The sequence below is a fragment of the Pseudomonas palleroniana genome (assembly GCF_003031675.1).
GTDB classification, from domain to species: domain Bacteria; phylum Pseudomonadota; class Gammaproteobacteria; order Pseudomonadales; family Pseudomonadaceae; genus Aquipseudomonas; species Aquipseudomonas palleroniana.
On the sequence record NZ_PYWX01000006.1, the window covers coordinates 130,486 to 140,478 of the forward strand.

General features: G+C 59.6%; 9 protein-coding genes. 4 read left to right on the forward strand and 5 right to left on the reverse strand.

The window, feature by feature from the left end; translation table 11 throughout:
- Positions 1–49: 49 nt before the first annotated feature.
- The 4 genes from C9383_RS01815 to C9383_RS01830 all read right to left on the reverse strand — a co-directional run bounded on the left by C9383_RS01815 (position 50) and on the right by C9383_RS01830 (position 2,811).
- Complete coding sequence (locus C9383_RS01815; RefSeq protein WP_090366446.1) at positions 50–523, reverse strand: GNAT family N-acetyltransferase; 474 nt, start codon at positions 521–523, stop codon at positions 50–52.
- Positions 524–633: 110 nt separating this feature from the next.
- Complete coding sequence (gene rimO / locus C9383_RS01820; RefSeq protein ID WP_090366444.1) at positions 634–1,974, reverse strand: 30S ribosomal protein S12 methylthiotransferase RimO; 1,341 nt, start codon at positions 1,972–1,974, stop codon at positions 634–636.
- Positions 1,975–2,155: 181 nt separating this feature from the next.
- Positions 2,156–2,491 carry an addiction module antidote protein gene (locus C9383_RS01825; RefSeq protein WP_090366443.1) on the reverse strand — a complete coding sequence of 112 codons (336 nt, stop codon included), beginning with the start codon at positions 2,489–2,491 and terminating at the stop codon, positions 2,156–2,158.
- Positions 2,488–2,811: a type II toxin-antitoxin system RelE/ParE family toxin gene (locus C9383_RS01830; RefSeq protein WP_090366441.1), complete on the reverse strand. Its 324-nt coding sequence runs from the start codon at positions 2,809–2,811 to the stop codon at positions 2,488–2,490. The genes C9383_RS01825 and C9383_RS01830 overlap by 4 nt, the downstream gene beginning before the upstream one ends.
- Before the next feature lie 415 nt (positions 2,812–3,226).
- Here C9383_RS01830 and C9383_RS01835 point away from each other — a divergent pair, with 415 nt between their 5' ends.
- The 3 genes from C9383_RS01835 to C9383_RS01845 all read left to right on the forward strand — a co-directional run bounded on the left by C9383_RS01835 (position 3,227) and on the right by C9383_RS01845 (position 7,026).
- Positions 3,227–5,128: a potassium transporter Kup gene (locus C9383_RS01835; RefSeq protein WP_090366440.1), complete on the forward strand. Its 1,902-nt coding sequence runs from the start codon at positions 3,227–3,229 to the stop codon at positions 5,126–5,128.
- 225 nt (positions 5,129–5,353) lie between these two features.
- Positions 5,354–6,460, forward strand: a complete 1,107-nt coding sequence (locus tag C9383_RS01840; protein ID WP_060753993.1) for an NADH:flavin oxidoreductase/NADH oxidase — start codon at positions 5,354–5,356, stop codon at positions 6,458–6,460.
- A gap of 380 nt (positions 6,461–6,840) precedes the next feature.
- Positions 6,841–7,026 (forward strand): hypothetical protein, encoded by a 186-nt coding sequence (locus tag C9383_RS01845; RefSeq protein WP_060753994.1) that lies wholly within the window; start codon positions 6,841–6,843, stop codon positions 7,024–7,026.
- A gap of 59 nt (positions 7,027–7,085) precedes the next feature.
- Here the strand turns inward: C9383_RS01845 and C9383_RS01850 are convergent, their stop codons facing one another.
- Positions 7,086–8,711, reverse strand: a complete 1,626-nt coding sequence (locus C9383_RS01850) for a glucan biosynthesis protein D (protein WP_090366438.1) — start codon at positions 8,709–8,711, stop codon at positions 7,086–7,088.
- 325 nt (positions 8,712–9,036) lie between these two features.
- Between C9383_RS01850 and C9383_RS01855 the strand changes: the two genes are divergently transcribed.
- Positions 9,037–9,744, forward strand: a complete 708-nt coding sequence (locus C9383_RS01855; RefSeq protein WP_090366436.1) for a tellurite resistance TerB family protein — start codon at positions 9,037–9,039, stop codon at positions 9,742–9,744.
- The last annotated feature ends 249 nt before the right edge of the window (positions 9,745–9,993 follow it).

Consider the following 9,993-nt stretch of genomic DNA (forward strand, 5'->3'; position numbering starts at 1 on the left):
GGCAGCTATTGTACCTGTGTGGGCGCGGTTAATCCCGGCTCCATTTCATTTAGCCGGGTTGGGCTCGTTGCTGCACCTGGCGCAAACGCATGTGCAGCAGAGGATACGGCTGGCCCAGGCCATCCTGCTCTGCGCGTCCGATCACCTCGAACCCTTGTTTGAAGTAGAAGCCCAAGGCCTGCGGGTTCTGTTCGTTGACGTCCAATTCATCGGCATGCAGGTGCTCGATCGCGTATCGCAACAGTTGGCGGCCCAGGCCCTGGCCACGGTACTGGGGGGCGATAAACAGCATCTCGACCTTTCCGCCCGCTACCCCGGCAAACCCGGTGATGCGTTGGTTCCGGTCTTTGGTGCAGATCAGCATCACCGAGTCCAGGTAACGCGTCAGCACCAGTTCCTTAAGCAATACGATGTAACTGTCCGGCAGGAAATTGTGGGTCGCCCGCACCGAGTCTTCCCAGAGCTGCGCCAGGTGCGTGTAGTCGCTGCTTTTGGGTGTATGGATAACTGAATGCTGACGCATGCCCGCTGCCCCTTGCCGATGATCGGCGACGATGGGCAAACGATAGACCTAAAAAAGCCCCGCATCTTGTCCAGAGGCAGGGCTTTTTTAAAATATTTCAAAGGCGCTGATCAGTCGCGCTTTTCAGCCCACAAATCGTATTCGTCGGCATCGGTCACGGTGCACCAGACCTTGTCGCCTGGCTTCAAGCCGCTGGCATCGTCGATGAACACGTTACCGTCGATCTCCGGCGCATCGAAGAAGCAGCGGCCCACCGCGCCTTGCTCGTCGACTTCGTCGATCAGCACTTCGATTTCCTTGCCGATGCGCAGTTGCAGGCGCGCCGAGCTGATGGCCTGTTGGTGCGCCATGAAACGCTCCCAACGGTCCTGCTTGACTTCATCCGGCACCACGGCCAGGTCCAGCAGGTTGGCCGGGGCACCTTCGACCGGCGAGTACTGGAAGCAACCGACGCGGTCCAGCTGCGCCTCAGTCAACCAGTCCAGCAGGTACTGGAAGTCCTCTTCGGTTTCGCCAGGGAAGCCGACGATGAAGGTGGAGCGGATGATCAATTCCGGGCAGATCTCGCGCCAGTTCTTGATGCGCGCCAGGGTCTTGTCTTCGAAGGCCGGACGTTTCATGGCCTTGAGCACTTTCGGGCTGGCGTGCTGGAACGGGATGTCCAGGTACGGCAGGATCTTGCCGGCGGCCATCAACGGGATCAGTTCGTCGACGTGCGGGTACGGGTAAACGTAGTGCAGGCGCACCCACACGCCCAGGCTGCTGAGGGCTTCGCACAGTTCGGTCATGCGGGTTTTCACCGGCGCGCCGTTCCAGAAACCGGTGCGGTACTTCACGTCGACACCGTAGGCGCTGGTGTCCTGGGAGATGACCAACAGCTCTTTCACGCCGGATTTGACCAGGCGCTGGGCTTCGTCGAGGACGTCACCCACCGGGCGGCTGACCAGCTTGCCGCGCATCGAGGGGATGATGCAGAAGCTGCAGCTATGGTTGCAGCCCTCGGAAATCTTCAGGTACGCGTAGTGGCGCGGGGTCAGCTTGATACCTTGCGGCGGCACCAGGTCGATCAGCGGGTTGTGGTCCTGCTTGGGCGGCACCACTTCGTGCACGGCATTGACCACCTGCTCGTACTGCTGCGGGCCGGTCACGGCCAGCACGCTTGGGTGCACGTTGCGGATGTTGCCTTCTTCCACGCCCATGCAGCCGGTCACGATGACCTTGCCGTTTTCCTTGATGGCTTCGCCGATCACTTCCAGGGATTCGGCCTTGGCCGAGTCGATGAAACCGCAGGTGTTGACCACCACTACGTCGGCGTCCTGATAAGTGGACACCACGTCATAGCCTTCCATGCGCAGTTGCGTCAGGATGCGCTCGGAGTCTACGAGCGCCTTCGGGCAACCCAGGGAAACAAAGCCGACCTTGGGATTGGCCGTCGCGGGAGTGGTGGACATGTCTAACCTCGGTATTGAATGACGCCGCCAGTCGGGCACGACAAGGCGGTAGACGGGCGCTTGGCGCGCCTCTGATCAAAAAGTGCGCAATTCTAGCGACGGGCAACGCACTTGACCAGCTTTATACAGGGAAATACGACGAGTGCTGTATTGGGGAAACCGTACAGCCCTTACCATGCTCTTAAGCCCGGGCGTCATGCTCTGCGCGGTGTGAAACAACTTTAGACATGCCCACACCTAAAGCTTGAAGCACCTTCAAGAGCGTGGAGAGCTTTGGGTCGCCACCGATAGCGATGGATCTATAGAGATTGGCTCTATTGAGCCCCGTATTCTGCGACAAGCTGAGCATCCCACCACGAGCCTCCGCCACTCGACGAATTGCGACAAGGAAGGCGTCCTCACCCCCGGCCTCATCGATTTCCTCAAGTGCTACAGATAGATACTCGAGAGCAAAGGCTTCGTCGTTTCGGAGCATTTCGAGAACGCTGTCTTCATGAGAGCGAGTACGAATGGTCATTTTTGCTGCACCTTGTAAGATTTCCAGAGAGCCTTGGCCTGATCGATATCGTTTTGCTGTCTGGTCTTGGAACCACCGCCCAACAGGAAAACAATCTTCCGATCCTGAATTGCGTAATACACACGAAACCCTGGTCCGAAATCGAGCTTCATCTCAAAAACTCCATCACCCACGGGCTCGGTAATGCCAAAGTGGCCAAGGGACGCCCGGTCCACTCTGGTGGTGATTCTCGCTTTTGAACGCGTGTCTTGCACGGTGTCTAGCCAAGCTTGATAGATATCCACGCCATTGGCTGACAGTACGTGTTTCACTTCGTACATGAGGAATGTACCTTAAAAGAGACAGGTCGATGATTGAATTTTTTGTATCGACGGCGCGTGCCATGCGGGATCACGATTTATTGATCAGGTACGTTGGTCAAAAAGTTTTCGCTTAGACCACTGAGGCAGCACTACTGAGCCGGGCCGAAAATATACGGCTGGCCGTTAAGGTGATCAATGCAGGCAAAAAGGCTCCAAGCTGCAGTGACGTCTATGTAAAGACCGCATAAAAAGACACTCGAATCACTTGAGCAGGGAAATACGACGAGTGCTGCGCTATGCTTCGCGCCGTTGCGCACGGGTAAAACCCCGAGGTCAATAAAACGTCTGTTACGAGAAGTAAATCAGCGCATGCTAGGGTCAGCTCAGATGCGCTGGTTATATAAGACCTCAGGTCAAAGGGCAGGAGTGGTTGATGGGTCAGGCAAGTAGTCAGGCAGCAGGTGCCGAGCATTCCAACGCAAAGCCGATTGGCATGCTGGTGGCGGCGGTCGGGGTGGTTTACGGCGATATCGGTACCAGCCCGCTCTATACCCTTAAAGAAGTGTTCACAGGTGGTTACGGGGTTCAGGTCAACCATGACGGGGTCTTCGGCATTCTCGCGCTGATCTTCTGGTCACTGATCTGGGTGGTGTCGATCAAATATGTACTGTTCATTCTGCGTGCCGATAACCAGGGCGAGGGCGGCATCATGGCCCTGACGGCGCTGGCGCGGCGGGCGGCGTCGCCTTACCCGAAACTGCGTTCGGTGCTGGTGATCCTCGGCTTGATCGGCGCGGCGCTGTTCTACGGCGACAGCATGATCACCCCGGCGATCTCGGTATTGTCGGCGGTCGAGGGTCTGGAGCTGGCCTTTGACGGTCTCGAACGCTGGGTGGTGCCGCTGTCGCTGGTGGTACTGGTCGGGCTGTTCCTGATCCAGAAGCACGGCACCGACCGCATCGGCAAGCTCTTCGGGCCGGTGATGGTGGTGTGGTTCCTGGTGTTGGCCGGGCTTGGCATCCACGGCATTTTGCAACACCCGGAAGTGCTCAATGCACTGAACCCGGCGTGGGGCGTGCGTTTCTTCGTGTCCCATCCCGGCATGGGCGTGGCGATTCTCGGCGCAGTGGTACTGGCCCTGACCGGTGCCGAAGCCCTGTATGCCGACATGGGCCACTTCGGGCGCAAGCCGATTGCCCGTGCCTGGTTTGCCCTGGTACTGCCGGCGCTGGTGCTCAACTACTTCGGCCAAGGTGCTTTGCTGCTGGAAAACCCCGAGGCGGCGCGTAACCCGTTCTACCTGCTGGCACCGGACTGGGCATTGATCCCGCTGGTCGCGCTGTCGACGCTGGCCACGGTGATTGCGTCCCAGGCCGTGATTTCCGGGGCGTTTTCCCTGACCCGCCAGGCGATCCAGCTGGGCTACATCCCGCGTATGCACATCCAGCACACCTCCAGCGCCGAGCAAGGCCAGATCTACATCGGCGCGGTGAACTGGTCGCTGATGGTCGGCGTGATCCTGCTGGTGCTGGGTTTTGAATCCTCCAACGCCTTGGCTTCGGCTTACGGGGTGGCGGTGACGGGCACGATGCTGATCACCAGCATCCTGGTATCGGCGGTGATGCTGTTGCTGTGGAAATGGCCACCGGTGCTGGCGATTCCGGTCCTGATCGGTTTCCTGCTGGTGGACGGCCTGTTCTTCGCCGCCAACGTACCCAAGATCGTCCAGGGCGGCGCCTTCCCGGTGTTGGCGGGGATTGTGCTGTTTATCCTGATGACCACCTGGAAGCGCGGCAAGGAACTGCTGATGGACCGCCTTGAGGAAGGCGGGCTACCGCTGCCGATTTTTATCAGCAGCATCCGCGTGCAGCCGCCGCATCGCGTGCAGGGCACGGCTGTGTTCCTCACCGCGCGGCCTGACGCCGTGCCCCATGCGTTGTTGCACAACCTGTTGCATAACCAGGTGCTGCATGAGCAGGTGGTGATGCTGACGGTGGTCTACGAAGATATCCCGCGCGTGCCCGCTTCACGGCGCTTCGAAGTGGACGCCTACGGGGAAGGGTTCTTCCGGGTGATCCTGCATTTCGGCTTTACCGATGAGCCGGATGTGCCCGAAGCCTTGAAACTGTGCCATCTGGACGACCTGGATTTCAGCCCGATGCGCACCACCTACTTCCTCAGCCGCGAAACGGTGATCGCCTCGCGTATCAAGGGCATGGCGCGGTGGCGCGAAAGCTTGTTTGCCTTCATGTTGAAGAATGCCAACGGCAACCTGCGCTTCTTCAAGCTGCCGGTAAACCGGGTGATCGAGTTGGGCACCCAGGTCGAGATGTAAGTTTTTGCAGCACGGGAGCCGGCAATCGGCTCCCGCTTTGTTTCTGAACCCTGTGCAATCCATCGTTGTCGACTAGGCTCTAAGCACTGTTATGCAGGAGCGCGCTTGCCCACGAAAAACGTCAACGTTAACGCGTTTATCCTGGATGAGCGCGGCGCCCGTGAGGCTTTCGCGAGCAAGCGCGCTCCTGCAAAAAGTGCCCAAAAAGTCCAGAAGAGGTGCGCCATGAGTCAGCTGCTCGAACCTTACACACTGCGCCAATTGACCCTGCTCAATCGTATTGCGGTGTCGCCGATGTGCCAGTATTCCAGCGAAAACGGCCTGGCCAATGACTGGCACCTGGTGCACCTCGGCAGCCGTGCCGTGGGGGGCGCCGGCCTGATATTTACCGAAGCCACCGCCGTCACTGCCGATGGCCGCATCACTGCCCAGGACCTGGGCCTGTGGAACGACGAACAGATCGAACCCCTGCAGCGCATTACGCGGTTTATTGCGGCCCAGGGGGCAGTGGCCGGTATTCAACTGGCCCATGCCGGGCGCAAGGCAAGCACCCATCGGCCGTGGATCGGCAAACACGGCAGTGTCACGCCGCAAGAAGGCGGCTGGGTGCCGGTGGGGCCGTCGCCGATCGCCTTTGATCCCAACCATACCCAACCCAAGCCGCTGGACGAGGGGCAGATCCAGCAGGTGATTGCCGATTTTGTCGCTGCCGCCAAGCGCGCCTTGACCGCCGGGTTCGAAGTGGTGGAAATCCACGCCGCCCACGGCTACCTGCTGCACCAATTCCTGTCGCCCCTGAGCAATCAGCGTCAGGACCGCTATGGCGGTTCCTTTGAAAACCGCATCCGGCTGGTGCTGGAGGTGACCGAGGCCGTCCGCGCCGTGTGGCCCCAGGAGTTGCCGTTGTTTGTGCGGGTGTCGGCCACCGACTGGGTGGAAGATGGCTGGAACCCCGATGAAACCGTGGAGCTGGCGCGCCGCCTCAAAGACCTCGGCGTGGACTTGATCGACGTGTCTTCCGGCGGCACCGCCGCCAATGCCGAGATTCCCACCGGCCCGGGCTACCAGACCCGTTTTGCCGAGCGAGTGCGCAAAGAGTCCGGTATTGCCACCGGCACTGTCGGCATGATCACGGAGCCGGCCCAGGCCGAACACATCCTGCGTACCTGCCAGGCGGACATCATTTTCCTCGCTCGTGAACTGCTGCGTGACCCTTATTGGCCGTTGCATGCCGACGATGATCTGGGCGGGCGCAAAGCCATCTGGCCGGCGCAGTACCAACGGGCGACCCATCGCGACCAGCCGATCCACGAGTCGGATCTCAGGGACTGATCACCTGCACACGCAGCCAAAACCCACCCTGGCACGGTGGGTTTTTTCTTGCCTGCGTTTAACTGGCATGTCGATCCTGGATCGCTGAAAAGGGACTTCTCAATGTAGGTCGAAGGCGTATTAAAAGGTCCGCGCAGGCTTATGAACGCCCGCTGTATCGTCCTCTTCGTGAGAATGCCCTGTAGGTGTTTGTTACCGAAGAAAAATTTTAAGTGAATACTCTAAAAAAATCCCACGCATGGCGAGATAGTTTCTACGCTTAGGGTAAGCCCGGTTTCTGGCCCAGGGAATCAGGCTGTGAGTCCTTGAAGACATTGCGTTTCACGGCAGGCGGGTAATGGGCATGAGGAATATTTGATCGATTTCAGGAGAAGCAGTCCATGGCCAAGTCCTATGGTGTAGCGGGTGTGGTGGTGTCTTTTCTGACCCGCAGGGTGTTCTTGCGTAGCCGAAGGTTGAGTTCGGATGAGGCCGAATTACTGGCGCAGTACCGCGCCCTGACCGAGAGCGATCAAGTGGCGATGCGGTATCTGATCGGGGCGATGAAGAGTGTTTCGCGGTTCTGAACCACCCGTTTGATATGTGGGAGGCGCGATGCCCCTCCCACATTATGGCAACCGGTGCGTCAGGTGTACTTGCGCTGTTCCGGTGCCGGCGGGAAGTATTGATACAGCCAGGTTTCACTCAGGGTACGGTCCTGCGTGCGGATAAACAGCCGCAATTCCACGGGCTCGACGCTGTCGCTGGTGGGGTACCAATCGAACAGAATGCGATAGCCCTTGATGTTGTCGAGCGCCAGCACGCTGAAATCCTTCACCTGGCCATGGGAGCAGGTCACGACCGGCTCAATCCCGGTGCCGGCCGGCAGGCGGTCCAGGCCGCCGCCCTTGAAGTCCACGGCAAACCGGCGCGCCCACACTTCAGGGTAGTGCTCGCCCGGTGCCCAACCTTCGGTAAAGCCACCCATGCCTGAGCGTGTGGCGTCGACCTGCGCCAACGGTGTGCTGACCGGCGGCAATGCACTCCAGTAAAGCTTGTAGCCATAGTTGAGCGAATCGCCGGCGGCCACGGGCTTTTTCGGGGTCCAGAAGGCCACGATGTTGTCCAGGGTTTCGCCGGTGGTGGGGATTTCCAACAGGTCAATGGAGCCTTCACCCCAAGCGGTCGTCGGTTCGACCCACAGGCTTGGACGCTTGCTGTACCAGTCGACGGTGTCCTGGTAACTGGCAAACTCATGGTCGGTCTGGACCAGGCCGAAACCTTTCGGATCGGTATCGGCAAAGGCGTTGAACTGCAGTTTGGCCGGGTTGTTCAGCGGGCGGCAGATCCACTCACCGTTGCCGCGCCACATCGCCAGGCGGTCCGAGTCGTGGATTTGCGGGTGAATGGTGTCGCACATGCGACGCTCGTGAGTACCACAACTGAACATGCTGGTCATCGGTGCGATGCCCAGCTGTTCGATGGCGGTGCGCGCATTGATATGCGCATCGATGGCCATCACCACTTGGTTGGCCTGGCAGTCGATATCGAAGCGGTAAGCCCCGGTGGCGCTCGGCGAGTCGAGCAGGGCGTAGACCACAAAGCGCGTGGCGTCCTTGTCCGGCGTTTCAAACCAGAACTGCGTAAAGTCAGGGAATTCCTCGCGTTTTTTCGCGTAGGTATCTATCGCCAGGCCGCGTGCGGAAAGGCCGTATTGGCCAGTGGAGTCCACGGCTCTGAAGTAGCTGGCGCCGAGAAACGACAGCACGTCATGCCGATCCAGTTCCGGCGCCTTGAACAGCTTGAACCCGGAGAAACCCAGGTCGCCGGTCAACTGCTGGGTGTCCACGGTGGTTTTGGCATAGTTGAACAGCGAAGGGCGGAAATGCACCTCGCGCGCCTCACGGGTCTTGGGGTCGACGCTGTGCATGCGCACGGGCGTCTTGAAACCCATGCCGACGTGGAAGAACTGCACGTCCAGTTGGCCGTTCAATTCCTTCCACAGCGAATGGTTACCGTCGTAGCCGATGGCGTTGAAATTCTGCGGTGTCATGTTCGCCAGGGTCGGCGGCAGCACCTGCTTGGTGTCCTTGTATGCGGTCCCGGCGAGTTGTTTGGCCTGGGCCTTCAGCGACTCAAAATCGAAGGCCACGGCCTTGCCATCGGCGGCGCGGTTGCCGGCCCAAGCCTGTGCGGCCAACAGGCCGCTGGCCGACAAACCGGTGTAAGCCGCAATGGCCATGGATGCTTTGAGCAAATTCCTGCGGTGCATAGAGACAACCTGTCGTGAGCAAATCCCGCGCCGGCCTTGGCGCGTGCTGGATTAAAAATAACGGTTCGGACATGCCTTCGGCCAAACGCTACGGACAATAAACAGACGCTGGATAGCTTAAGCGGTTCGATGAGCCAGGAAAATTGATTGATGGCGGCATGATGGCTTTGCATGTGAAACAAAGCATTTCCGCCGCCCCGCTGTCGTTATCTCTGGCCTTACACCGGAGTTACATCTGGAAGCACTCTAGATCGGGGTTTTTTAGCACTTAGTTTTACGCTGGGGGCCTATTGGTCCTATGAACCCAAGTGTCTGGAGGCTGTGAATGAATACCCGTGGATTACTCGATCAGTTGCTCAAGTCTGGCCAGGATATGTTGCAGAACAAAGCTGGTGACCAACGTAAGCAGGACGATAAAAGTGCCTTGGGCGGCTTGCTTGGCGCTGGTGGCCTGGGCAGCCTGCTCGGCGGTGCGGGCGGCGGCGCCCTGGCGGCGGGAGCCATGGGCCTGTTGCTGGGCAACAAAAAAGCCCGCAAGTTCGGCGGCAAGGCCCTGACCTACGGCGGGTTGGCGGCACTCGGTGTGATTGCCTACAAGGCCTACGGCAACTGGCAGGCGCAACAGGCCGGCGCAGCGCAAGGCGAACCGCAAACCATCGACCGCCTGCCGCCGGCCCAGGTCGAGCAGCACAGCCAGGGCATCCTCAAGGCACTCGTGGCGGCCGCCAAGGCCGACGGGCATGTCGATGAGCGTGAGCGGGCGCTGATCGAAGGGGAGTTCACCAAGCTGGACAACGACCTCGAGCTACAACGCTGGCTGCACGCCGAGCTCAACAAACCGCTCGATCCGACCGACGTCGCCCGCGCTGCCGCCACGCCGGAAATGGCCGCCGAGATGTACATCGCCAGCGTGATGCTGGTCGACGAAGAAAACTTCATGGAAAAAGCCTACCTCGACGAACTGGCCCGCCAGCTCAAACTCGAACCCGGCCTGAAAGCTGAGCTGGAAAAGCAAGTGCGGTTGAACGCATAACCCATGTGGGAGCGGGCGTGCCCTAATGCTAGTCAGTTAAGAAAACCTGCCGCGACCAAACTCTGTAGTGAGCGGGCTTGCCCCGCGCTGGGGGGCGCAGCCGCCCCAACAAAGACGCCGCGGTATTTCAGGAGGACCGAGGTGCCTGGGTTTGGGGCGGCTGCGCCCCCCAGCGCGGGTGTAGAACCGTAGACATCGTTTACATCTGAAACCGGGGACATCGTTTACACATTTGAAGCTTGGACGCGA

Coding starts and splice junctions, on each gene's coding strand:
- rimO (WP_090366444.1), bottom strand. CDS start 1,974: ATGTCCACCACTCCCGCGACGGCCAATCCCAAGGTCGGCTTTGTTTCC.
- C9383_RS01825 (WP_090366443.1), bottom strand. CDS start 2,491: ATGACCATTCGTACTCGCTCTCATGAAGACAGCGTTCTCGAAATGCTC.
- C9383_RS01830 (WP_090366441.1), bottom strand. CDS start 2,811: ATGTACGAAGTGAAACACGTACTGTCAGCCAATGGCGTGGATATCTAT.
- C9383_RS01835 (WP_090366440.1), top strand. CDS start 3,227: ATGGGTCAGGCAAGTAGTCAGGCAGCAGGTGCCGAGCATTCCAACGCA.
- C9383_RS01845 (WP_060753994.1), top strand. CDS start 6,841: ATGGCCAAGTCCTATGGTGTAGCGGGTGTGGTGGTGTCTTTTCTGACC.
- C9383_RS01850 (WP_090366438.1), bottom strand. CDS start 8,711: ATGCACCGCAGGAATTTGCTCAAAGCATCCATGGCCATTGCGGCTTAC.
- C9383_RS01840 (WP_060753993.1), top strand. CDS start 5,354: ATGAGTCAGCTGCTCGAACCTTACACACTGCGCCAATTGACCCTGCTC.
- C9383_RS01815 (WP_090366446.1), bottom strand. CDS start 523: ATGCGTCAGCATTCAGTTATCCATACACCCAAAAGCAGCGACTACACG.
- C9383_RS01855 (WP_090366436.1), top strand. CDS start 9,037: ATGAATACCCGTGGATTACTCGATCAGTTGCTCAAGTCTGGCCAGGAT.